The sequence below is a fragment of the Eisenbergiella tayi genome, assembly GCF_001881565.1.
Classification (GTDB): domain Bacteria; phylum Bacillota; class Clostridia; order Lachnospirales; family Lachnospiraceae; genus Eisenbergiella; species Eisenbergiella tayi.
In genome coordinates, this window is sequence record NZ_MPDJ01000012.1 from 62227 (window position 1) to 87619 (window position 25393).

Sequence of the window (25393 nt, forward strand, 5' to 3'; positions counted from 1 at the left end):
TAATAAAAAGAAAGTGTCAGAGCCGGGCAAAGTACTGGTGTATGGGAACAGGTGGATACATATATGAAGGTGAAAATTCAGGTAAAAAAACTGGGCAAAAACCACAGTAAGATAACTCCGGTTTTTTATGATTATCCGGAAAACGTGGATACGGTACGAAGGCTTCTGGAAGAAACCGTGCGCATTAATCTGGAGGAATATGGGAAGAGACGCAGGCATACGGAGGTGGAGGCTGTGCTGTCAAAGGAAAGCATGGAAGAACAGGCGGGCGCCGGAAAGATAACCTTCGGCCTTTCTTTTCAGGACAAGGTGCCGGATTACCGAAAGGCAGCGGAGAATGCATGCCAGTGTTTTGAAGATGGGATAGCTGTGGTGTTTCTGGACGGGAAAAAGCTGGAAAGACTGGAGGAAAAAATAAGCCTTCAGGAAAACAGTGAACTTGTATTTGTAAGGATGACAATGCTGGCAGGAAGAATGTGGTAGCAGCTACAGGGAGAGGCAGAAGGATGGAATATAATTATCAAAGCAGACAGAAGCTTGTGGAAGCTTATAAGGGAAAATGGAAAAGGAAGCTGATTCTTGCTTCCGGGGATACCAAAGAAGCGATGGAGCAGATGGAGAAATTCGGACAGTACAGGCCGGAAGTAAACGCCTTCTTAAAAGGGGTGGAGGCGAAGTTTGGCGACGGGGGCTTCCTTACGCCTTCCGAATTTATGCGGAAAAAATATAAAAAGCTGGTTGACCTTTATGCGGGCAAAGCCTTCGCCGAGGACTTTTATTATATCATTGATAAGTTTAACCAGTTTCCCTATTCCCACAGTGTTTACCGCAGATCGGTGCGTACCAAATCGTATTTGCCGTGCCTGGAGCATGTCTTCCGGCTGCTGTATGCATGCCGGGTGATGAATTTTTATGAGTGCACGCTTGCGGATTATCTGCTGGATCGGCTGCCCGAGGAAAAGCTGGACTATAAGAGACATCCGGTTTACGGTTTTACGATGCAGTATCTGGATGATTTGATTGCGGCTGCGATTGACAGGGGAGATGAGGCGGTGACAGCGGCGGTGAAGGATATCCTGCTGAGTGACAACAATACTGCGGTCATCACCGTTGACTTAATAAGGGGAATTATCAAAAGCTCCAGTGCGTCTCTTCACCGGCTCCTTTCGGATTTCCTGCTTGCGGCCAGGCTTCAGGAGGGAGTGAGGCAGGCGATCTGTGAAAATGCGGACTGCGGAACTGTGGAAGCTTTTCAGACGATTTTCGCCGCCGTATGTGAGAATAACCTGATCCGCTTTGCCTCTGTAAAAAGGGCGGTGGCTGTCTGGACAGGAATCTGCGATGTGGAAAATGCGGATCGCATCTCGGATAAAATGCTTGTTCTCATGAAGGACGCACTCAACGATCCCGGAGCAGCACAGACTTATATAAGCAGCAATGACAGCATCCGGATTGGGATAGGACTGTGGACGCTGGCCTTTTATGAGCTGCAGGATGCCATTGGGGTGATGGGAAAGTTTCTGGAGCATGGAACGAGAAATCAAATCCTGACCATGTCTTATTTTAACCGTACTCTGGAATGGGAAGCGTTTACGGGGATTACGGCGAGGAAGGCCATACTGCAGTTTGCATCGGATCCTGAGATGGCAGCGGCCTTTATGCCCACTTATCTGAGCGGGGTGGAGGAGTATGTCAGATATGCGCTTGGCGGCAGCAGGCCGGGGAATACAGGAGAAAAGACATACATGCCGATTCCTCTTAACTGGCTGTTTGGAAGCAGGGAGGAGGCTTTGGAGCACTATAGCGTGCTGAAGAGCCTGCTGGAAGGCATGAAGAAAAAGAAGCTGGAATTTGTACCGTGTGTTTTCCCGTGGTATGGGGTTGAACTGTCGAGAGGACAGCTTATCAAACGCATGTGTGTGATAGCATATGCCCTGGAAGATTCGGCTTTCATAGAAGATGCTGCCGGAAAAGTGATGGAAATCGATATCAGCGGTACTTATGAGAGCCGGTCGAAATGGGTGGAGCTGCTGCTTCACAGCCCGGAAAATGAACGGCAGAAGGCTCTTCTGCTTTCTTTCCTGGGGGATAAGGAGACGATGACGAGAAAGACGGCCTTCCGGCTTGTGGAGGAGCTGGAATTATCCGATGCGGATTACCGGGAGCTGGAAGGGCTTTTGAAGTATAAAAAAGAAGATATCAGGCAGAATGTCCTGAAGCTGCTGGAAAAACAGGAGGATAAAGGACTGGAGGAATCAGTGAAGCGGCTGCTGGCGTCTCCCCTGCCGGCTGTCAGGGAGGGCGGCCTTACTTTGGTGAGAGAGGCACGGATCAGGGGAAGATCCGAAGAACTGCTGGAGAGACTGGCAGAAGAGGCCGGAAAGCTGGAAGGAAGCTCGGATAAGGAACAGATTCTTTTGGAGGAGGTCAGAGGCGAATCGTCCTCCAGCCAGATATTGGAAACGGAAGGGTATGGCCTGTATCGGAAGGATGTGACGCCTGTGTGCCCGAAGCCGACGGAGGGAAGGGAAAATCTCCGGGCTTATTTCCGTACGGATCCGGGCAGGCTGGAGGAAATCATCCGCAGCCTGTACGCATTGCTGGATGAAAATGCAGACCTGGAATATAAGGCGGCAAACGGCTATGAGATGCTTTTGGGGAATCATCTGGTCATGACCAGCCATGATGCCTCTCTTACTCTGGCGGACCGTTATCCCTTCAAAGAGCTTTGGATCCGCTTTTATCAGGAGCATATCGGGGATCCCCATTTGGTTAAGCTTCTTCTTCTGGCCTGGAGCAACGGGCTGGGAGAAGGATACAGGGTGAAGCGACAGGAAACGCTGCTCCGGTACGAGAAAATGCTTTTGGGAGATATCGTAAAATTCAGAATACCGCAGAAACAGGGTGTACAGCACGGATACGGAAACAGCCCGCACACAGTGCTGACCATATTGAACAGTATATATGGGGAAACACAGGGACGTTGTGCGGCCCTGGAAATGGCGGCGCTGATAGCGGATGAGATTCCTGCGGAGGATTTGTGGTACGAGAAAATAAAGGATACCCGGTATTACTATGTATCGGATCCCGGTGAATTTGCCCTGACGGATATTACCGCGGTCAACAGTATGATCCGTTCTCTGGCAGTGTGGAAAACAGAGGAAGAATTCAGGGAAGGTTTTTTTGCCCTGTACCGTCTGGATCAGCTTTTTGACTATAATGCCCATAGCAGTACCGGCTATTACTCTTATAACCGTAATTCCCGTACCCTGCTGACCATTTATGAATATATCAGGGCCTTTCAGCTGGGACTGATTCCTGCGGATACGGTTTACAAGGCGGCTTTTGAAACGATAGGCCTCGGCGTTTCCCTGGAGGATCTGTCACGCCTTGTTTCGGAGCGGCTGCTTCCTTATGATAAAAACAGGCTGTCCGCCTATCTGTCGGAGGAAGAGCTTGTGGAGGAGAAAGTAAATCCGGAGAATCCCTTTGTGAAGCAGGGAAAGGAGTTTTTCTTCCGTATTACCGATACGATTCTGGATGTGGAACTCAAGAGAGGGGATCTTCCCACTGTGTTTTCATCCAGTATATCCTCTATCAAGCGTATTTACGGCATGGAGCGTATGATTGATATCCTGAAGGCTCTGGGAAATGACAAGCTGGATCGGTCCGCTTATTATTACTGGTCGGGGAGCCGGACGGGGAAAAAGGAGTGTCTGAGCTATCTGCTTCAGATATGTTACCCTCTGGAAGGCGAGGATGCCGGAAAGCTGAAGGCCCTGCTGAAAGGAACTAAAATAAAGGAACAGAAAATCATTGAAACTGCCATGTACGCGCCCCAGTGGCTGGATATTATAGAAGAATACCTGGGCTGGCCCGGGCTGAAAAGCGGCTGCTATTATTTCATGGCTCATATGAACGAGAGATTTGATGATAAAAAGAAGGCGATGATAGCCCGGTATACGCCGCTTTCCCCGGAAGAACTCAATAACGGGGCCTTTGATTTGAACTGGTTTGAAGAGGCGTATTCGCTGCTGGGAAAAGAACGCTTCGACAGGCTGTATGATGCCGCCAAATATATTTCCGACGGAAGCAAGCATGCCCGGGCAAGAAAATATGCGGATGCTGCCCTGGGCCGGGTTACGGCGGAGGAAATGGAACCGGTAATCCGGGAGAAAAGGAATAAAGATCTGCTGATGAGCTATGGTCTGGCGCCTGCCCGGGAGAGGAGGGAGCTTCCCCACCGGTATGAATTCCTGCAGCAGTTTCGGAAGGACAGCAGGCAGTTCGGCGCACAGCGCCGGGCCAGTGAAGCGCTCGCCGTATCGGTGGCAATGAAAAATATGGCCACCAGGGCCGGTTTTGCGGATGTAACACGCCTTACCCTTGCCATGGAAACGGAGCTGGTAAAGGAATACCGTCCTTATTTTGATAAAAAAGAGGAAGACGGAGTCTTTCTGCAGCTAAAGGTGGATGAAAACGGAAGGCCGTCGATTGCGGCCGAAAAAGCCGGAAAACCTTTAAAATCGGTACCAGCCGGCTTGAAGAAGAACGCCTATTATCTGCAGCTGAAGGAAATCCATACGAAGCTTAAGGAACAACATTCCAGGTGTGTGAAAATGTTTGAACAGGCCATGGAGGAGAGAGAAGCTTACCGGTATGAGGAACTGCAGGCTCTTTGTGAAAATCCCGTAACGAGGCCGGTAGTGCAGAGCCTTGTGTTTATCGGGGCGGAAAGGGAAGAATCTGCCGGAAGCCCGGCGATTGGTTTCCTGAAGGCGGAAGGGCTGTATGACTGGGAAGATAAATGTACGCACCCTGAAGGCGGGGAGCTGTTCCGGGTGGCGCATCCTGCGGACTTTTACGAAGCAGGCTGCTGGAGAAAGTATCAGAAGAAGCTGTTTGCGGAGGAGAAGAAGCAGCCTTTTAAGCAGGTTTTCCGTGAATTATATATCAAGCTTCCGGAGGAACTGGACAGAACCCATTCCCTCATGTTTGCCGGAAACCAGATTCAGCCTGCCAAAACGGCGGCCTGCCTGAAGACCAGGCGCTGGGTGGCGGACTATGAGGAAGGGCTTCAGAAGATTTATTATAAGGAAAATATTATCGCCCATATTTATGCCCAGGCGGACTGGTTTTCACCCAGTGATATAGAGGCTCCGACCCTGGAATGGGTGGAATTCACCCACAGGAAAACAGGGGAAAGCATAAAGGTAAAGGATATTCCTGCCATTGTATATTCCGAGGTTATGAGAGATGTGGATCTTGCGGTGAGCGTAGCCCATGCGGGCGGAGTGGATCCGGAGACCAGTCATTCCACTGTGGAAATGAGAAAGGCCATTGTGGAATACAACCTGCCTCTTTTCGGCATAGACAATGTTGTGCTGGAGGGAAGCCATGCGCTGATAAAAGGCAGCAGGGGGAATTACAGTATTCATCTGGGAAGCGGCGTGATCCACCGGCAGGGAGGGCATCAGATTCAGGTACTGCCCGTTCATTCCCAGAGCAGAGGAAAGCTGTTCCTGCCGTTTCTGGATGAGGATCCCAAAACGGCGGAGATTATGTCCAAGATCGTATTATTCGCCGGAGATACTAAGATCAAGGATCCTTACATACTGAATCAGTTACAGGAATAACAGGAGTTGTAAATGGAAATTAAGGATCTCATAACATATACCAAGGAATATCCGGCGAGGGAAGCCATATATTCCGATTTTCCCGAAGATATGCTTCCGGAGCTTTCCGCATATCTGAAAAAACAGGGGATTTCGGGATTGTACTGCCATCAGGCGGAAATGTTTGAAAAAGCGCAGGAAGGGAAGAATCTTGTGATCACAACGTCTACCGCCAGCGGAAAAACGTTAAGCTTTCTTCTGCCTGTGCTTCAGGAAATACTGAAGGATCCGCTGGCGCGGGCCGTATTTATTTATCCGACCAAGGCGCTGGCGGCGGATCAGTACCGGGCGATTCAGCCGGTGATTGATTATTTCGGGGAAAACCGGATTTCGGCAGGAGTTTATGACGGGGATACGCCGGCAAGTGAGAGGAGCAGGATCCGTAAAAATGCGAACCTGATACTCACTAATCCGGAAATGCTTAACGGGGCATTCCTTCCCAATCACAGCAGATATGGATTTGATTTTATTTTCAGCAATCTGAAATTTGTGGTGATCGATGAACTGCATACCTACAGGGGGGCTTTCGGCTCTCATCTCGCCAATGTGTTCCGGCGTCTCGGGAGAATCTGCAGATATTACCGTTCTTCCCCCAGGTTCCTGTGCAGCTCGGCCACCATCGCCAATCCTGTGGAGCTGGCGGAGGAGATATGCGGGCAGGAATTTACCCGGATTTCCAGAGACGGTTCACCGGCCGGGCCAAGAAGATATGTATTTCTCCAGCCTCCGGCTATTAAGGGAAAGGATGGAAAAAATTACGGACAGGTTTCTTCCACGGAAGTGGCGTCCCATCTGATCCCTCAGCTGGTGGAGGCGGAAAGAAGCTTTATTGCCTTCACCAAATCCCGGAGGAACGTGGAAGTTGTTTTGAAGGAGTCCTCGGATATCCTGGAATCGGAAAGCTTTTCCGGAACGGGCAGGAAGGATAAAATATCCGGCTACAGGGGCGGCTATACGCCCAATGAACGGAAGGAAATCGAAAATAAAATGGTATCCGGAGCTCTGACAGGCCTGATATCCACCAATGCGCTGGAGCTGGGGATTGATATCGGAAAGATCGAATCCACGGTACTGGTGGGCTATCCCGGTACCAGGGCCTCCTTCTGGCAGCAGACAGGACGGGCGGGGAGAAACGGAAAGGGGTGCGTGAACTATCTGATTCTTGAGAACCTCCCCTTTGATCAGTATGTAGCCGTGAATCCGGACTGGCTGTTCGGAGGAGAGAGTGAAACGGCGATTGTGGATAAGAACAATCTGCTCATCGAGCTGGCCCATATCCGGGCGGCCGCTGCGGAAATGCCTCTGACACTGGACGACATCGCCCTGTTTCCTGATTTGGGGGAGGCCATACCGGTTTTGCTGAAGGTAAAGGAAGTGGACAGCCGGGACGGAAAGTTCGCCTGGTCGGGCGGAGCGTTCCCGGCAGGGGATTTCAGCCTGCGCAATATCGACAAGGCCAGGTATAAGCTGATAAATCAGGAAAACGGCCGGGAAATTACGGAGATGGACGAAATGCAGGCCTTCCGGGAAATCCATGAAGGCGCGGTATATATGCATGACGGGGTACAGTATCAGGTAACCTCCCTGGACAGGGAAACAAGGATTGCATCCGCGCAGCCCTTCTTTGGAAATTATTACACCATGCCGGGAGGAGAAACGGAAATTTCCGTGATACACAGCAGCCGGGATACGGATTATGGACGGACGCGCATATCCTTCGGGGATGTGAACGTGCATACCATGGTTTCCATATACCGTAAGCTGCAGTTCCACAACCACCAGAATCTGGGCTTTGAGCAGCTGCCGAAACCTCTTTCCAAGGATTTCGATACGGAAGGGGCCTGGATTGCCATACCGGATAATGTGTCCGCCGTCTACCGGAGGCTGCTGCAGGTGAAGGAAGACGGGAAAATCATTCGGAACAATCACTTTGAAGGATTGGCCTATGCATTGAAAAATGCGGCAATGATGGTGACGATGACAGAACGGGAGGATATCGGTACGGCGGTTTCCGGTGATATGAGCGGCGGGGAGTGGGATCCTGCGCTGTGGCAGGAGGATTCTCTTCCGCCCGGAGAGGAGACCGCGTTGTTTTTTTACGACCAGTATGAGGGCGGACTGGGGTATGCGGATAAAATAGCGGATTTTATTCCACGGATCATAGATAATGCAATAACGCTGGTGTCAGGCTGTCCCTGTGAAAACGGCTGTGCAGCCTGTATCGGTGACCACTGGCTGGATAAGAGCCTGGTTTTATGGGGACTGAAAAATCTGCTGGAGGAGTCGGCGCCGCCGGCAGAAATCCGCCTGAACCGTCATCGGGAAATTCCTTCCCTTCAAAAGCCCTTTCTTTTGAAGGAATTGGGGGAACCGGAGAAATGGATGGAGTTCTGCACATATCTGAAAGAAAAGGGAGATCCTTTCGCTTCCTTTTTAAGTATGTCGCCCGGTGCCGTTCTGGAAGGGAATACTCTCAGTCTGAGCACTGCCAACCGTTTTTACCGGGACTGGATTATGGAAAAGAATAATTATAACAGCCTTCTGAATATTTTCCGCTATTATACCCAGGCTCCCGGAGATCTGAAGCTGGAAATCCGCCTGACGGAAAAGGAAGATGGGGAGGAAAGGAAGCAGATACAAAAGAAGCTGGAAAAAGGAGTATTTCATGGGTGAGTTTGTGATGCCCGGTTATCTGAATGAATATCAAAGGAAGGCGGTGCTGGACAAAAGCAGCGCCTGCCTTGTTAATGCCAATGTGGGGAGCGGCAAAACCACGGTCCTTACAGTGAAAATAAGGTATCTCCATGAATCGGCGGATATAAGCTACCGGGACATGGTGGTGTTCACCTTTACCAATAAGGCGGCAAATGAGATAAAAGAGAGGCTGGCGGCATCGGAAGAAGCCTCCAATCTGCCTGATATGCGGTATTTCGGTACCTTTCACAGCGTGGCGCTGCAGCTTCTGCGGGAGGTCCTGCCTGTGGGGCAGTTGGGCTATACTGCTGATTTCCAGGTGATGGACCCGGAAGAGGAGCTGGATTTGGCACTGGAACTGATTCGGGAAAGAAAGCTGCAGATCAAATACAAAAACCGTCTGAAAAAAAGACTGGAACAGGAGACGGCAGGTACCCCGGGACGGAACAGTTCCCGTATTCAGGACGATATGCCGCTCCTTCAGGAAGCGCTGAAGGAAGAAAAAAAGAAAAGAGACAGGATGAGCTTTTCCGATCTTCTTTTTAACACGGAGCAGCTGCTGGAAGGTACGGAATGGAAGCCGCAATGGGTGATTATTGATGAGGTACAGGACTGCGACGCCCTGCAGCTGCGTCTGATTCAAAGGCTGGTGGACAAGGGGGCGTCTCTTTTTGCCGTCGGGGATCCCAATCAGGTGATTTACAGCTGGAGGGGCAGCGCCTGCAATGTGTTTTATACCCTGCGGTCGGCTTATGATGCTGTGGAGCTGTCCCTGCCTGTAAACTATCGTTCCAGCGAAACGATTCTTCAGGCAGCGGGCGCTTTCGCGCAGAACGGCGGCGGGTTTACCGGCAGCAGGCAGGGCGGAAGCAAAATCGTGGTAAAAAACCACTATGATCCCTTTCAGGAAGCCTGTTATCTTGCGGATCGGATCCGGGGGCTGGTGCAGGATGGGATTCCCTTCAGGCAGATAGCTGTTTTTTACCGGCTTCAGAACCAGTCCGGGGTACTGGAGGAGGTGTTCGCCCAAAACGGAATCCCCTTTCAGGTGTCGGTCAAAAAAACGATCCGGGATATCCCTGTGCTTTACTGGATGCTCCAGGTTCTGCGTTTTTCCCTGAATCCCAAAGACAGAGGGGCGGGGATTTATGTCCTGAGCCATAAAGAGTATGGGGAACGCAGAGCGGGCAAGCCTCTTTCCGAGAAGGCAGCTTCCTCTATTCTGAAGGAAGAAAAGACGGAAGGCTGCCCTCTGTATGAGAGGATGACCGGTTTTTTGGAAGCTTGTCCGGAGATAGACAGCCCGGAGGCTTTGTATTCCTATTTTGATCTGGACAGCTATATCCATCCCACCTCGCGTACCTGGCAGGAGGACAGGGATTCCCTGCTGATGCTGTTTCAGACGGCTTTTGAGACGCTTCCTTTTCGTGAAAACGCTCTGCTTCATGGAAATGCCCTGCGTCAGGGAAGCGATCTGCTTCACGGAGAATCTCCGCAGCCGGAAGGAGAGGGACAAACGGCTTTGGAGGCCGCATGGAGGGCATTTTTGAATACCTCCGTATTGTACGGGATTTCGGTGAAGAAAGAGGACGAAGAAGTGGACGGTGTGAGGCTGATGACGCTGCATGCTTCAAAGGGGCTGGAATTTTCCCATGTGTTTATCATTGGAGTAAACTACGGGCTGATTCCTCTGCGCACACGGGATTTTGAGGAGGAAGATGAGGAGAGGCGGCTGTTTTTTGTGGGAATGACCCGGGCAAAGGATTATCTGGAGCTTTCCTTTTATACCAATCCGGAAAGCAGGGTGATGCCGGGGGAAAGCCGGTTCCTCAGAATGATTCCGCAGGCTTTGGTTGAAAACGATGCGGCAGGCGGGGCGGAAAATGATCTGCAGACCCTGAAAAAAATGATATTGGAAGAAAGAGCGGCAGGAGAGTCGGCAAAGAAGCCGGAGCCAAAGGAAGAAGCGCCGCAGGAAAGGTATATTACCCACAGAAAATATGGGAAAGGGAAGGTCGTCGCTGAGGATGAGGCTGTGCTGACGGCTGAATTCCCGGGTTACGGAGAAAAGGAATTCCTGAAGGCTTTCTGCGGAATGGAATATACGGAAGGCTCCGGAGACTGAGGAATGAATTCCTGATTTTGTGTAAGAATATAAAAAGAAGCTTTGACAGAAAAACGCTTCTGCGGCGGACAAAACCGCAGAACAGGAAAATCCCGGAGGACAGGCGATGTGCGGAAGATATTATATCAATGATGAAACGGCGAAAGAAATAGAGAAGCTTATCCGGCAGATTAACGACAGCCTGCTGCTCGCCTGTAAGGAAAGGGATGTATATCCTTCCGGAAAGGCGCCGGTAATCATCGGACAGAACGACCGGATGCTGGCGGAAGAATTTACGTGGGGCTTTCCCGGCTTCGATAAAAAAGGTGTTATTTTTAACGCCCGCAGTGAAACGGCCCTGGAAAAGAAGACATTCCGGGACAGTGTGAAGGAACGGCGCTGTATTATTCCGGCAACGGGTTTTTATGAATGGTCGGAAAAGAAGGATAAATATTTTTTTCGCTCCCCGGATCACAGAGTACTGCTGTTTGCCGGGTTTTACAGGCAATATGAGGGCAGTGAACGGTTTGTGATACTGACCACGCAGGCGAATGCCTCTTTGGAAGGAATCCATCACAGGATGCCGCTGATCCTGGAGCCGGAGGAAGCGGAAAGCTGGATGTTTGATTCGGAGGCCACGGATATCCTCCTCCATAAAAAGCCGGGGCTTCTGGAAAAAGAGGTAAAAGGGCAGCTTTCCCTTTTTGATTAGGCGTTCTGGCTGCCGCGCCGCCCTTGCTGTCCTCCCTGGCCCCGCCCGGCCGTTCCTGCCGTCTCCCGGTGAGGCGGTAGGAACGGCCGGGCGGGGCCAGGATCATGGGATTTCGCTTAAGGTCCAGCGGCTGTCTTCCGGATAATACTGGAGCAGGACATTTACCACGAGGCCGTTTACGAGGACATCACAGTCGAATTCATAGGAAGGGATTCCGGCATAAAGTTTTTTGGAAGAATGGTTTACGTGGATTTTGCTGAAGGTGCGGACCAGCCCTTCTTCATCCTGCATTTTAAAAAGAATGGGAATGATCTGACCGGAAGCGGTCGTCCAGCTGCAGCAGGCGATCTCTTTCCGGTTTTTTTTCGGCCTTTCTTCCGTTTCGTGATTGTAGTTAATATCGTTATCCGTATGAATGAGCAAGGCTTATGTCCTCCTTTCTTTATCCTTTCCGAAAGCTTATAAAAGACTTTCCTTTTCGTAATCCACATCTAATTTTTCACGGGTAATACCGCCTGACATGTGATCCATGGCATTTTGTTTTACAAAAACGGCCCTTTTGAGAGAATCGATACCGTAACGGCTCCGAATCCGGTCGGCCATGGCGTCCGCCTGCTCCAGCTTTTCACAGCAGGGAATGTCGTCCCTGTAGAAGGGGGACAGTTCCATATCCAGTAAATGCAGCTGCCGGTAATCCGCGTTGTCCCGTACATGGTTCGTATGGATTCCTAGATGCCGGATTGGCGTGCAGCCGTCCCAGGATTCACGGAAGAGCTCCAGGGCGGTATGATAAATTTCGTTGGTGATGTTGGTGGGGGCGGGCAGGGTTTTCTGGTGGGAGCAGGATGAAAAATCCGCATATTTAATGCTGACGGCGATCACCTGGATTTTGACCTGGTCCCTGCGAAGGCGCATGCCTATGGTTTCCGCGAGGGAAAGCAGTACAAGGCCTGCGGAAACCGTGTCGCATATATCAAAAGCGATGGTGGTGGAGTTCCCATAGCCTTTATTGGGCGGAACAACGCTTTCCACCTGGGCGCAGTCCCTGCCGTTGGCATAATTCCAGATAACCTCCCCATAAGACTTGAAATGAGTCCGCAGCAATTCCCTGTCCGTGTGGGCCAGTTCGCCGATGGTAGAAATCCCAAGCCTGCGGAGCCGGGAAAAAGAGGCTCTTCCCACAAAGAAAAGATCGGTGACCGGTAGCGGCCACATTTTGCGGGGGATTTCCTCCGGGAAAAGGGTATGGGTACGGTTGGGCTTTTGAAAATCAGAGGCCATTTTTGCCAGAAGCTTATTTTCCGAAATCCCGATATTCACTGTAAAGCCCAGCTCTTCATGAATCCTCCGGCGCAGCGTATCCGCCGTCAAAAGAGGATCTCCCCAGAGAGACTGCGTGCCGCTCATATCCATAAAAGCTTCATCAATACTATACTGCTCCACACAGGGAGTGTATTCCCGGAGAATATCCATAAATGCGCGGGAGCAGCGGCTGTAAAGCCGGTAATGCGGAGGAACCACAAGCAGATCAGGACATTTCTGACGCGCCTCCATCAGGCTTTCCCCGGTATGGATCCCGCAGGCCTTTGCGGAAAGGGATTTGGCCAGGACAATGCCGTGCCTCTTACTGGCGTCGCCGCCCACCACACAGAGCTGTTCGCGCAGATCCGTCCTTCCGCCCAGGTGCTTCAGGCGGTATACCGCTTCCCAGGACAGGAAAGCATTATTTACATCCACATGAAAAATAATTGGTTTCATGAGAAGAGTATATGCCAGAACGTATGTTCTGTAAACAGGAAATATAAGGGAATCAGGCGGCATCCAGGGGAATCAGGAATATGGATGGCGGCGTTCCTTTTTTTCTCTTCCCTTAATTGCAAAAGAAAGGATTGACAAAAAATAAAAGTTAGCTTATACTAACTGTAGATGGATTAAATGATAACCATTCTCAAAAAGAAAAAGGAGATGGAAAATATGACCTTTCTCATAAATAACATTGGAACCATATTAACAGGAGCAGTTCTTCTTATCATTGTGGCATTGGTGCTGCGCACCATGATCCGGGATAAGAAAACGGGAAAAGGCGGCTGCGGAGGTTCCTGCGGGGGCTGTTCCAACGCATGTGCCTGCCATGGAAGCGTAAAAAGCGGCAAGGTAAAATGAAACAGACAGGAGTGAATCGAATGATAAAAGAAAAACAGGATAACAGAGAGTTTATGAAAAACGCCGGACGCAGGGACCGTATTCTTGCGGAACTGAAAAGGAACGGCTTCCGTATTACCAACCAGAGGAAGCTGCTTGTGGATATTATTCTTTCGGATGAATGCTCCTGCTGTAAGGAAATTTATTATAAAGCCGTACATGAGGATCCCTCTATCGGAATTGCCACCGTATACCGCATGGTAAAAACGCTGGAAGAAATTGGAGCCATAGACAGAAAGAATTTATACCGTATTTCCTGTGAAGAAAACTGCGAGTTCCAGGAGGGCTGCATTTTAGTCCTGAAGAATAAGGAGAAGGTTAAGCTTTCCATGGAAGACTTTAAGGAAGCGGTTAATGAGGTGCTCCGCAGAAAAGGGTACCGGGAGGCCGACGGGGTGGAAGCGGTCATCCTTAAGGACTGCAGTATGGTGGAAGGTGCATAAAATCAGAAGAAACAGATGGAACACGGAAAAAACATCCGCAGTGCCATCTGTTTTTATTTGCAGGCCGGGCTTGCGGAGGGAATGTCCTGGTGGTATACTTTGCTGTGTCGCGGCAGTGTCTCAGAGGAGGAGACTGCGGGATGAAAAGAATAAGTGAGGGCTGTTATGAAGGCGGTAGTGTATAAGGAAAAAGGGGTTTTCAGTCTGGAGGAACGCGAGGTTCCTATGATTAAGGATCCGGGGGATGCTGTTGTCCGGGTGACATTATGTTCCATATGCTCCAGCGATATTCATATTAAGCATGGAAGTGTGCCGCGGGCGGCTGAAGGAGTTATCGTGGGACATGAAATGGTTGGGGAAGTGGTGGAAGCCGGACCGGGAGTGAAGAAATTCAGGGCCGGCGACAGGGTGAGCGTTAATGTGGAAACCTTTTGCGGGGAATGCTTTTTCTGCAGGAAGGGTTTTGTGAATAATTGTGCGGATGAACAGGGCGGATGGGCGCTGGGGTGCCGCATTGACGGCGGGCAGGCGGAATACGTGCGGGTGCCTTTTGCCGATAACGGCCTGAATTTGATTCCGGAGAATGTGAGTGATGAACAGGCTCTTTTTACCGGGGATATTTTGGCTACCGGCTACTGGGCGGCGCAGATCAGCGAAATTCATAAAGGGGATACGGTGCTGGTGCTGGGAGCGGGTCCTGCAGGGCTGTGTACGCTTATGTGCGCTGCGCTGTATGAACCGGGAGCTGTTGTCTGTGCGGATATCAGTGAGGAACGCCTGGAATTTGTGAAAAGCAGAGGGCTTGCGGATCGGGTAATCAATCCCGGAAAAGAGGATGTGGAAGCGGTTTTGAAGGAAATGACGGAAGGCAGGGGCGCCGACGTGGTTATCGAGGCGGCAGGCGGGGCGGACACTTTTCAGTTGGCATGGAAGGCGGCGCGGCCAAACGGTATCGTATGCATAGTGGCATTGTATGAAGAGGCACAGACGCTTCCGCTGCCCGATATGTACGGTAAAAACCTGACCTTTAAAACAGGAGGCGTGGATGCCAATGCCTGTGATGACATTCTGGCCCTGATCGCCGAAGGACGGATTGATACCACTTGTATGATAACCCACAGATTTTCTCTGGATGAAATCATGGAGGCTTATGATATCTTCGAAAATAAGCGGGATCATGTGATGAAAATTGCAGTGGCTCCTTTTCAAAAGGAAAGCGCTGTGAGAAAATAAGTACATAACTCACCCTTCGCATATGCCTCTATCCCCTCCGGCCAGTGATTTGGGGACTGCCCTCCGGTTGGATTTCCTCCCCGCCTTCTGCCGGCCATGCAGGAATCCTTACAGGGGACGCTCTCGCTCGGATAAACACGCAGCGGTACTAAGGCCGCAAAATACGCGGCCTAAGGACCGGCGAGTTTATATGCCCCTTACAGGAAAACCTGCATGGCCGGCAGAAGGCGGGGAGGAAATCCAACCGGAGGGCAGTCCCCAAATCACTGGCCGGAGGGGATAGAGGCATATACGAAGGTTGAGTACACAACATAAACAGAAAACAAAGGGGAAGGAAGACGCAGAAATGAAAGCAGAAATCAAAGAAAAAATGCAGGAAATGCTGGACGCGGCAGTTGCTGATAAGGAACTGGCAGGCGGAAGCATGCTCATCAGGCAGGATGGGGAGGAAATATGTTATCTGGAAAGCGGTATGGCGGATAAGGAAAAGGGAGAGGCCATCCGCAGGGATCATATTTACCGTCTTTATTCCATGAGCAAGCCGGTGACCGGGGCTGCGGCCATGATACTGTTTGAGCAGGGAAAGCTGGATTTGGCTGAGCCGGTTTCTTCTTATCTGCCGGCCTTTAGCGGGCAGATGGTGGAAGAAAACGGCAGGCTGGTGCCGGCGGAGAGAGAGGTTACGGTTAAGGATCTGCTGGGTATGACCTCCGGGCTTGTGTATAATGGAAATCCGGGACCGGCAGGAGAATATGCCACAGAGGTATTTAATCAGGTGGATGAAAGACTGCTGACGGCTCAGGCCATGACAACGGTGGAAATAGCGGAAGCGCTGGGCAGAGGGCCTCTGAAATTCCATCCCGGGACTTCCTGGCTTTACGGGACTTCCGCGGATGTCCTCGGAGCGGTGATTGAGGCGGCGTCCGGCATGACATTCGGCGCTTTCCTGGAAAAGAATCTTTTCGGGCCTCTTGGGATGAAGGATACGGGATTTTTTGTGCCGGAAGAGAAGAAAGGGCGTCTGGCGGCGGCATACCGGTTGGATGAAAATGGGGAACTGGTGAGATACGAAGAGAACCATCTGGGAATAATCAACGCCATGGACAGGCAGCCGTCATTTGAATCAGGCGGGGCCGGACTAGTTTCCACGATTGATGATTATGCACGGTTTGCCCAGATGCTGCTGAATGAAGGGGAACTGGACGGCAGACGGATTCTTCAGCCTGCCACGGTACGCTTTATGACGGCAGGACAGCTCGACCAGGTACAGCGGGCGGCATTTGTCCGTAACTTTTCCAATATGCCCGGCTTTAGTTATGGGAATCTGATGCGGGTAATGAAGGATCCGGGGCAGTCCGTAACCCTGAATCATGTGGGAGAATATGGCTGGGACGGATGGCTCGGCTGTTACTTTGCCAATGATCCGGCGGCCGGGATGACAATGCTTTTTATGATGCAGAAAACGGATTCCGGCCTCACATCGGTAGTCCGCAGAATGAGAAATCTCTTTATAAGCGGGACAGAAGAATAACGGATTCGCTATAATATGATAAAGGTGCACAAAAACCTTTCATAAATGCAAAAAATATGTAAAATCGCACAATGAATTGACGATAAATGACAGGAATACTTGTGCGGTGTGTATGCATATGATATAATGTTTGTGTAACAAGGGGCATTATGGAGGGCATTTTATGAGAGAATTTGATCACACGGTACGATCGGTTGTTGGGCTGCACCCGCGTGTGGCAGGGGTAATGATGCATCTTGTAAGGGATTTTGAGAGTGATGTTATTCTTACGGATGGTGACAGGAGCGGTAATCTGAGAAAGCTGCTGGGGATCCTGCATATGAACATCCGGGAAGGGGACAAACTGCACTTGCAAATTTCCGGGAAGGATGAAGAAGTGGCCTATCAGGAACTGCAGGCATTTATGTCACAGAATTTATAACGGGCTGTCTTTTATTGAAGATAGGAGATGGGAACGCGAGTGGTAAAAAGGGCTTCCTGCCGCTGACAGACAAGGAATAAAACCTGCTGTCCGCATGGCGGGAAGCCTTTTTATATAAAAAACTAAAAAACCGGGTTGATAAAGCCCTGTTTAATTAAATCACCGGCCAGTATGGCAATTTGCTTGGGAGTCTCCGGAGTCTCTTTGTTAAGCCAGGCTTCAACCAGTCCGATACAGCCGGATACCAGAAAAGAATAGTAATAGTCAAATGCTTCGGAAGGCTGCTGGTTTGCCCGCCAAATCTGAAGGATGCGCTGCTTTACCACGTCTTTCATCCGGTTTATAAAGGTGAGATCCCCATGAGGGCCCATCAGTGCCTGGGCCGTCTGTACGTTGTCATAAAGAAAGGTGAAGATATCCTCCAAAATGGTATAGATGGTATCCTCCGGCACGATTGTAAAATCCCGGTTCAATATTTCATTGAATTCAGCGAAAAGCTCATCCTCTACTTTATTCAGCATATCGTAGACATCTCTGTAATGCAGGTAGAAGGTACCCCGGTTGATATCGGCGAGATCGGAAAGCTCCTTGACGGAAATATCTTTAATATCCTTTTCTTTCATCAATGCCGTCAGACATTCCAGAAGATGCGCTTTTGTTTTCCGGACCCGGCGGTCGGTTTTTGCAGGTTCCATATCATTCCTTCTTTCATGAGGCGAACTTTCCAGCGTACAGGTTTTGGCGCAGAAATATTAAAAAAATATAAAAAATAAACATAAAGTCCAAAAATGTTCATTAACAAACACAAATATGAACACTGATTATTGTATTAGATAATTATAGTTAATATAATTTAGAAAAGCAAGAAAATGAACAGTTGTTGAGTAATAAAATAGAGTTGAGTAAATTGAGGAGTGAAAAAATGGAACGATATACCCAATTTTTACTGAAACATAAGAAGCTTATCATAGGTGTATTCGTTTTGGCAGCTGTCCTGTGTGCGGTTCTTTCCGGTCTGGTGGGTGTGAATTATAATTTTGCCGATTATCTGCCTGACGATGCCGCTTCCACCAGGGCGCTCGAGGTGATGGATGAGGAATACAGCCAGTCCGTGCCTAATATGAGGGTGCTGGTATATGAAGTTTCCATTCCCCAGGCGCTTGCGTATAAAGAAAAGATAGCGGATGTGGACGGCGTGGAAGAGGTCAACTGGCTGGATGATGCGGTAGATATTTATGAACCGTTGGAACTGGCAGAACAGAAGACGGTGGAGGATTGGTACAAAGACGGAAACGCACTGTTCAGCGTAACTGTCGATGAGAAAAAGCAGGACAGTGTGATACCTGCAGTAAGGGAGATTATCGGAGAAGAAAACTGTATGTCGGGTACTGCGGTGACCTCGGTTCTGGCTCCGGTAAATACCTCCGTAGAGGTGCAGCAGATTATGTTTCTGGCTGTTCCCATTATTTTCTTGATTCTTATTCTGACCACCAATTCCTGGTTTGAACCGGTGCTGTTTATGATAACCATCGGAGTGGCGATCCTGATAAACCGAGGAACGAATCTGATGTTCGGAACCGTTTCCTTCGTGACCAATGCGGCGGGAAGCGTACTGCAGCTGGCGGTATCCATGGATTATTCCATTTTCCTCCTTCACCGGTTTTCAGAAAACAGGGAAGAGGGCCTGCCGGTGGAAAAAGCGATGATCGAAGCGGTAAAGCAGTCTGTGGGGAGCATTCTTTCCAGCGGACTTACGACAGTTACCGGCTTTTTAGCCCTGGTGCTCATGCGTTTCAAAATCGGGCCGGATATGGGCTGGGTTATGTCGAAGGCCATTGTCTTAAGCCTGGTGAGCGTGTTATGTTTCCTTCCGGCGCTGGCTATTTCCACATACCGGTTGATAGATAAAACACAGCATCGTACCTTTGTTCCCAAATTTGATAAATTCGCCGGCATGGTCATGAAACTTCGGATCCCGGCGCTTGTGCTTGTCATTCTGATACTGCCGGTTTCCTTCCTGGGGCAGATGAAAAACGACTTCTTTTATGGAGGAAGCCAGGTATACAGCACGCAGGCCACACAGATGGGCCGTGATATGGAAGCTATTGATAAAATGTTTGGTTCTTCCAATCCGGTAGTGCTTATGGTGCCCAAAGGAGATATGGAGAAAGAAATCGCCATGAATGAGGAACTGAAAAAACTGGACTGCGTAACAAGTGTTGTTTCCTATGTGAATTCCGTAGGGAATGCCATTCCTTCCTCTTTCCTGCCTTCCGAAACCGTATCCCGTCTTTATTCCGCCCATTACAGCCGGTTTGTCATTACCATGGAAGCGGAGGAAAAGGATCCGGACTGGTATGAAAAGGTGAATGATATCCGGAATATAGGTGAAAAGTATTATGGTGATAAAATCCAATATGCAGGAGATTTGGTGAGCACCGAGGATCTGAAAACTACGATTACCCAGGATAACGCCAAAGTGAATTTCCTGGCTATTGCCTTTGTATTCTGTATTTTGCTGGTAAACTTTAAGTCCCTGTCCCTGCCGGTTATTTTGACGCTGGTTATAGAATCCTCCATCTGGATCAACCTGGGAATCCCTTATTTCCGGGGACAGACATTGTTTTATATCGGATATCTGATAATCAGTACCGTTCAGCTGGGGGCTACCATCGATTATGCCATCCTGTTTTCCGATCGGTATATGGATTTCAGGAAAACACTTCCCAAAAAGGAAGCGGCGTTTATGACTCTCAGGACCTGTACCATATCTATTCTTACGTCCGCCGCCGTACTCACTCTGGCAGGAGTGATACTGGGAAAGGTATCCACCAATGGCGTATTGAGTCAGCTGGGAATACTGATTGGACGGGGAGCGGCGCTGTCCTTTGTTTTGGTTATTTTTGTTCTGCCGACTCTGTTGATCCTTTTTGACAGAGTGATAAGACGGACGACTCTGCACTGTGATTTTTTCAGAAAAGAAAAGGAAATGGCGGAAATTGGTAAAGCAGCAGATAAGGAGGAGTGACTATGAAAAAATATAGAAACCTTGCAGTAAAGAGCACAGCCTGTATTTTGTCGGCGGCCATGCTGTTCGGCAGCGGGTTTTCCGCGGTGGCAGCAGGTTCTGATATACCGAAAGATGAAAACGTATATGTGAACCTGAACCAGGACGGAAGTGTGGACGGCATTTATGTGGTCAATGCCTTCCGGCTGGAAAAGGAAACGGATATTGTGGATTACGGAAAATACGATTCCGTAAAAAATCTTACCACGGATGAGGAACTGACCAAAAAGGGAGATACGATTACCACGACGGCTCCCACAGGTAATTTTTTCTACCAGGGGAACCTGAAAACCAAAGAAATGCCATGGGAAATCACAATTCATTATTATCTGGACGGAAAAGAGATGCAGGCGGATGAACTGGCCGGAAAGAACGGAAGCCTGAAAATAACCATACATGTAGGAAAAAATGACAGTGTGGATGAAGAATTTTTTGAAAATTACCTCCTTCAGGCTACCGTAACCATGAATATGGACAACTGCAGCAGCCTGAAGGCGGCGGGAGCCACAGTAGGCAACAAAGGAACCTCCAAGCAGCTGGTTTATAATATCATGGCAGGCCAGGAAAAAGATATCGTCATTACGGCAGATGTCCTGGATTTTGAAATGGATCCAATAAGCTTCCAGGGAGTTCCCATGTCCTTTGATCTGGACAGAGATACTTTATCCATGGATAGCCTGTATGATAAGACCGGTGAGATAAAAGATGCGGCGAATGAATTTTCCGATGGCGCAGCAGAATTATCCGATGGAGCCGGTGCGCTTAAGGATGGCGCGGCGGATTTGAAGGATGGGGCAAACAGCCTTAAGGAGGGGATTGAGAGTTACGCGGATGGCGCATATTCCCTGGGAGACGGCGTCGATACCCTGAAAGACGGAACGGACGATCTGGCCGACGGAGCCAGTGAACTGGCCGATGGTATTTCCTCTTTGAAAGAAGGCGTGGATAAACTGGCCGGAGGCTATAATGGAGACGAAGGCGCGGCTGCCGGAGCGAAGAAGCTGGCGGAAGGGGCGGATAAGCTGAAGAGTGGAGCCGGGAAGTTGAGTGATGGGGTTAATTCGCTGGTGGGGATGATGCAGGGGATTGGAAAGACGGATCCGCTGACGCAGGAGAAGAAGGAAGAGCTGGTAGGGCTTGCCCAGAAGGTTGGATATATCGAAATAACGGATACTAATTCAGTGAATGCAATAACATTAAGTGGGTTGTCCAAATATTTGCAGGCTCAAATAATAGGTATATTATCTTCTCAGGGAGGGGGTAATGCCATATTAGAGGATAAGGATTCGCTCAAACGTCTGCCGGAGGAGCAGGGGAAAAAGGATATACAGGATACAGAAGAAACTGAAACGGCAGATGAAACCGATGCGTCGGAAGAAACAGAAGAGACAGAAGAAACAGAAGAAACAGAAGAAACAGAAGAAACAATGACGGCTGAGGAAGAACCGGAAAGTACGGAAGAACCGCCGAAAAGTGCGGAGGATTCAGGGAAAGAAAGCAATTCAGAGGAAGATCAAGGCGAAGCGGATGCTGCAGTTTCCAATGTAAAATATGAGAAACGATACAATGCCTATACCCTGGCAACACTGGATTATCAAAGAAAAAACTGGAATGACGATAGAACGAAAGTAATGATAATACAGGCGGCGGATTTAGGAACTCTTCCAAATCCTGGTGATGCCTTAGTAGAATTGCTGGTAGCAAAAGCAGGTGTGGATCAGGCTCTTGGCAGCTATTTAGCCATAGGGGGAATTCAGGGTAAGCTCGATGATCCCACCGTCCAGGCCCAGTTCAAACAGCTCACCGAGGGCGCTTCCGCCTTAAAAGACGGTGTCGCTTCCCTTGCAGACGGAGCAGGTTCCCTCGCGGATGGAATCAGTCAGTTGGCAGACGGCACCAACCAGCTGCAGTCCGGGGTATCCGAATTAAATGACGGAGGCTGGGAACTGGCAGATGGTACGAAGGATCTGCAGTCCGGAGTATCTGATCTGGCGGATGGCGTGAAAGAACTCACAGATGCTTCCGACGATCTGAAAGACGGATCCGGTCAGCTTGCGGATGGAACCGGTGATTTATTTGACGGAACCAGTGATTTGCTGGATGGCGTGGGAGAACTGAAGGACGGAACCGATGAATTCAAAGAAAAAACTTCAGACATTGATGAGAAGATTGATGAAGAAGTGAATAATGTAATAACCAATTTTTCGGGAAGTGATTTCACTCCGCTTTCCTTTGTCTCGGATAAAAATACAAATGTTAATCTGGTGCAGTTCATCATGAAGACCGAGGGGATTAAGATACCTGAAAAAGGGAAAACGGAAACAGTAGAAGAGCCGCTTACCTTTTGGCAGAGGCTGCTGAACCTGTTCCGGTAATTATGGAGGAGAGTGCTAAAGCGGGGACGTTGGAGGCTTTAAGAGCTGACGGAGTACAGATTGTAATTTTGGATGAACCGGAAATTTATTCGGAATATGCACCATACACTTATATAGATGATATGAAAGAATTTATTGATAAGGTAAGTCAATTGAATCGAGTAGCGTAATTCATCAAGTAAAAAATGTGTAAAGCCGCCGCCATCCGTATCTCAGATCGTAGTAAAAGTCATTTATAACAGAAAGCACTGTATATCAGAAATATAAATATACAGCGCTTTCTTTTTACTTATTACACTGGTATAATTTTAGCCAAGCGGAATTTATCTACATAATAACAGCAAAGAATGTTAAGATATTAAGGAGATATCTGATATGTATAAATGCAGACTTGTCTATGATGAATGGAAATGCATGAAATCGAAAGAACAAAAAGGAAAATTTATTAAAACAGAGGATTTTGTCGGATATATTGGTGATTTGAGAATACATGAAGTAAGTGAAAAACAAATATGGAAATATCGAGATAAAGATATCATTGTTTGCGATAATCAGTACAGATGGCTATCTATTATGCCGAAGGATGATTTCTACTGCATTACAGTTATGATGAACCAGCTAAATGAAATACAGGTTTGTTATATTGATATGATTGAAAGTCAGGGAATTGATGAGGATGGAATTCCTTATTTTATAGATTTGTATTTGGATTTAGTGGTGTATCCAACGGGAGAAGTTATCGTTGATGACAGGGACGAGTTGGAAGAGGCCTTCAACCAAAAAGAAATATCAGATGAACAGTATGAACGGGCAATAAAAACTGCTCAAAAGTTACAGCATGACATGTTAAATGACTATTGTATGTTTGAAAAAAGAATATTGGAATTAAGAACATTACTTGATATAAAGGAGTATTTATTTTGAAATACAATAAGAAGATAAGATTAAAGAACAACAAAGAATGCTGTTTGAGAAATGGAAATGAAAACGACGGACAGTCTGTATTTGAAAACTTTAATTTAACTCATTCCCAAACAGACTATTTGCTTTCCTATCCGGACGAGAATAGTTTTGATGCCGAACAGGAGAGTAAATTCTTGAAGGAAAAGTCCGAGAGTGAAAATGAAATAGAGATAATTGCCGTGGTTGACAATGTAGTTGCAGGAACTGCCGGGATCGAAGCAGTAGGCACGAAGTACAAGGTAAAGCATCGTGCGGAATTGGGTATTAGTGTCGCCAAAGAGTTTTGGGGATTGGGAATCGGATGGGCATTAATGAATGCCTGTATTGAATGTGCGAGAAATGCGGGATATGTACAGCTTGAACTCAATGTAGTTGCTGAAAATACAAGAGCAATAGCTATGTATGAAAGAGCAGGCTTTGTTGAATACGGCAGGAATCCAAAAGGTTTTCAGTCTCGAAAGACAGGATTTCAGGAACTTATCTATATGAAAATGGAATTGTAATGTATATACAGTAATCTCTCTTGGGTTAACTCTTGAGAGTCGGTTATCAATTTATCGGGAATCTGTACCATATAAAAAGTCGGAACGGGAGGATAATATTATTAAGAAAAAGATTTTATTACCCATAGTAATTTTACTCATTGCACTGTCGGCCGTTACAGTATGTTATGCCGGGGACATTCCGGAAAGTCTGCTTAATAGTGATTCTGCACAGGTCTATTTTGGTGAAATTATTGATATTGACGGTGAAAGTATTACCGTAGTCCAACGTCAAAATATTAAAGGCGAATTTTCAAAGGACAGCGTACAGACTTATGAGAAGTATATAGCCCAAAGCCCTACAGTCGGCGAGATATATCTTTGTGGTTTTCTTGATGAAGATAATCCCCTGTACATATGGCAGGTGTCAGGTTTAGAATTGAACAATTTGAAAATTGTAGATGCTGCGGCAAATTCAATGGCAGAGAGAATGCAGAATTATATCAATGAAGGAACTTTTACGGAAAAAGAACTGGAAAGACAGGCAAAGGCAGAAATAAACAATGCTGATGAAACGGAAAGCATTCCGATAGATACAGCAGATGCAGTGGCCGCTGATAATTCTGCGGCAGAAGTTTCCGGCTGTCCCGGAAATATATTAATATTTGTTTTAATCGTACTGGTAATTATTGCAGCAGTTGTTTTTTTGTTTTTAAAAAAAGGAAAGGGCATCAGATATAAATAAACAGGAATAAGAAAATATGCGCAATTTATAATCTGAGACGCGGAAGGCAGCAGCTTTCCGCGTCTCTTTGAAGAATTCACAAAAATAATTCAAACCCTTTGTCAGATCCTCCGCCTCATAAGCCCATGTTTATTGCAATAAATATACAGACAGCCATGCCCTCTGAGCCGGAACCGGCCTTCCGCATTTTGCTCCGGATAAAGCTTTAAAAGTTCCAGTCTGCCGGAAGTCACCCAGGCAATAAAGGAAATATGATGTGACTTACTCATTTCATGGTCTATGGTGACATAGGATTCATCCTCCACCTGCTCAATTGCGATGGTATGGGCGCTGTCTGTTTCTTCAGCCTCCTCAGGAAGCAGAGTAATGCCGCAGCAGCTCACCACACATTTCCCCATGGCATGGATAACATTTCCGCATACGGGGCAGATATAGAAGACACTGCGAAGCATATTCCCCATTTTATTCTGATTTGTCACATAGTCACCACTGAGTAGCTCGGCAACGGAGATGTCCAGAGCTGCAGCCAGAGGCTCCAGCAGGCTGATATCGGGATAGCCTTTTGCGGTTTCCCATTTGGAGATGGTTTTGTCGCTTACGCCTAATATCTGAGCCAGTTCTTTCTGGGTGATTTGTTTTTTCTCCCGAAGAACCCGGATAGTATTTCCGGTAATATAATGATTCATTTTTTATCCTTTCCGCTGTCAGAAACAGCACACTGATTGGAAAAACAAAGCTGTCTTTCT

At 48.3% G+C, this 25393-nt stretch carries 20 protein-coding genes; 16 read left to right on the forward strand and 4 right to left on the reverse strand.

Annotation, left to right across the window (positions count from 1 at the left end):
• The first annotated feature begins 63 nt into the window (after positions 1-63).
• The 5 genes from BLA28_RS29630 to BLA28_RS29650 all read left to right on the forward strand — a co-directional run bounded on the left by BLA28_RS29630 (position 64) and on the right by BLA28_RS29650 (position 11185).
• On the forward strand, positions 64-483 hold the full coding sequence (locus BLA28_RS29630; RefSeq protein WP_069159394.1) for a hypothetical protein: 420 nt from the start codon (positions 64-66) through the stop codon (positions 481-483).
• Positions 484-506: 23 nt separating this feature from the next.
• The gene (locus BLA28_RS29635; protein WP_069159395.1) at positions 507-5636 is read left to right on the forward strand and encodes a DUF4132 domain-containing protein; all 5130 of its coding nucleotides are present in this window, start codon (positions 507-509) and stop codon (positions 5634-5636) included.
• Positions 5637-5648: 12 nt separating this feature from the next.
• On the forward strand, positions 5649-8348 hold the full coding sequence (locus BLA28_RS29640; RefSeq protein ID WP_069159396.1) for a DEAD/DEAH box helicase: 2700 nt from the start codon (positions 5649-5651) through the stop codon (positions 8346-8348).
• Positions 8341-10494 (forward strand): ATP-dependent helicase, encoded by a 2154-nt coding sequence (locus BLA28_RS29645; protein ID WP_069159434.1) that lies wholly within the window; start codon positions 8341-8343, stop codon positions 10492-10494. The genes BLA28_RS29640 and BLA28_RS29645 overlap by 8 nt, the downstream gene beginning before the upstream one ends.
• Positions 10495-10600: 106 nt before the next feature.
• A complete protein-coding gene (locus BLA28_RS29650) occupies positions 10601-11185 on the forward strand; it encodes an SOS response-associated peptidase (RefSeq protein ID WP_044972625.1) in 585 nt (194 codons plus the stop codon).
• Between the two features lie 102 nt (positions 11186-11287).
• Here the strand turns inward: BLA28_RS29650 and BLA28_RS29655 are convergent, their stop codons facing one another.
• Complete coding sequence (locus tag BLA28_RS29655; protein ID WP_009252959.1) at positions 11288-11608, reverse strand: hypothetical protein; 321 nt, start codon at positions 11606-11608, stop codon at positions 11288-11290.
• A gap of 36 nt (positions 11609-11644) precedes the next feature.
• Positions 11645-12943 carry a DNA polymerase Y family protein gene (locus tag BLA28_RS29660; protein WP_069159435.1) on the reverse strand — a complete coding sequence of 433 codons (1299 nt, stop codon included), beginning with the start codon at positions 12941-12943 and terminating at the stop codon, positions 11645-11647.
• A 216-nt stretch (positions 12944-13159) separates the two neighbouring features.
• Between BLA28_RS29660 and BLA28_RS29665 the strand changes: the two genes are divergently transcribed.
• From BLA28_RS29665 to BLA28_RS29685, 5 genes are all read left to right on the forward strand, one after another.
• On the forward strand, positions 13160-13348 hold the full coding sequence (locus BLA28_RS29665; protein WP_069159436.1) for a FeoB-associated Cys-rich membrane protein: 189 nt from the start codon (positions 13160-13162) through the stop codon (positions 13346-13348).
• Between the two features lie 20 nt (positions 13349-13368).
• Positions 13369-13830: a transcriptional repressor gene (locus BLA28_RS29670; protein WP_081330232.1), complete on the forward strand. Its 462-nt coding sequence runs from the start codon at positions 13369-13371 to the stop codon at positions 13828-13830.
• Between the two features lie 165 nt (positions 13831-13995).
• The gene (locus BLA28_RS29675; protein WP_069159398.1) at positions 13996-15063 is read left to right on the forward strand and encodes an alcohol dehydrogenase; all 1068 of its coding nucleotides are present in this window, start codon (positions 13996-13998) and stop codon (positions 15061-15063) included.
• Positions 15064-15409: 346 nt separating this feature from the next.
• Entirely contained in the window at positions 15410-16594 is a 1185-nt protein-coding gene (locus BLA28_RS29680) for a serine hydrolase domain-containing protein (RefSeq protein ID WP_069159399.1), read from the forward strand.
• A 163-nt stretch (positions 16595-16757) separates the two neighbouring features.
• Positions 16758-17015, forward strand: coding sequence for an HPr family phosphocarrier protein (locus tag BLA28_RS29685; RefSeq protein ID WP_009252953.1), 258 nt, complete (start codon positions 16758-16760; stop codon positions 17013-17015).
• Positions 17016-17137: 122 nt separating this feature from the next.
• On the opposite strand, the gene BLA28_RS29690 is transcribed toward BLA28_RS29685, so the two are convergent.
• Complete coding sequence (locus BLA28_RS29690; protein ID WP_071699679.1) at positions 17138-17710, reverse strand: TetR/AcrR family transcriptional regulator; 573 nt, start codon at positions 17708-17710, stop codon at positions 17138-17140.
• Positions 17711-17937: 227 nt separating this feature from the next.
• Between BLA28_RS29690 and BLA28_RS29695 the strand changes: the two genes are divergently transcribed.
• The 6 genes from BLA28_RS29695 (at position 17938) to BLA28_RS29720 (ending at position 24647) form a co-directional block, all read left to right on the forward strand.
• Entirely contained in the window at positions 17938-20043 is a 2106-nt protein-coding gene (locus tag BLA28_RS29695; protein ID WP_069159400.1) for an efflux RND transporter permease subunit, read from the forward strand.
• A gap of 2 nt (positions 20044-20045) precedes the next feature.
• Positions 20046-22457, forward strand: a complete 2412-nt coding sequence (locus tag BLA28_RS29700) for a YhgE/Pip domain-containing protein (RefSeq protein ID WP_069159401.1) — start codon at positions 20046-20048, stop codon at positions 22455-22457.
• Positions 22427-22627 (forward strand): DUF6718 family protein, encoded by a 201-nt coding sequence (locus BLA28_RS29705; RefSeq protein WP_069153282.1) that lies wholly within the window; start codon positions 22427-22429, stop codon positions 22625-22627. Before BLA28_RS29700 ends, BLA28_RS29705 begins: the two co-directional genes overlap by 31 nt.
• 205 nt (positions 22628-22832) lie before the next feature.
• Positions 22833-23381: a DUF402 domain-containing protein gene (locus BLA28_RS29710; RefSeq protein ID WP_069159402.1), complete on the forward strand. Its 549-nt coding sequence runs from the start codon at positions 22833-22835 to the stop codon at positions 23379-23381.
• Positions 23378-23923, forward strand: coding sequence for a GNAT family N-acetyltransferase (locus BLA28_RS29715; RefSeq protein ID WP_069159403.1), 546 nt, complete (start codon positions 23378-23380; stop codon positions 23921-23923). Before BLA28_RS29710 ends, BLA28_RS29715 begins: the two co-directional genes overlap by 4 nt.
• A 403-nt stretch (positions 23924-24326) precedes the next feature.
• Complete coding sequence (locus BLA28_RS29720; protein ID WP_141703000.1) at positions 24327-24647, forward strand: hypothetical protein; 321 nt, start codon at positions 24327-24329, stop codon at positions 24645-24647.
• A 101-nt stretch (positions 24648-24748) separates the two neighbouring features.
• Here the strand turns inward: BLA28_RS29720 and BLA28_RS29725 are convergent, their stop codons facing one another.
• Positions 24749-25333 (reverse strand): helix-turn-helix domain-containing protein, encoded by a 585-nt coding sequence (locus tag BLA28_RS29725; RefSeq protein ID WP_044972988.1) that lies wholly within the window; start codon positions 25331-25333, stop codon positions 24749-24751.
• Between the last annotated feature and the right edge of the window lie 60 nt (positions 25334-25393).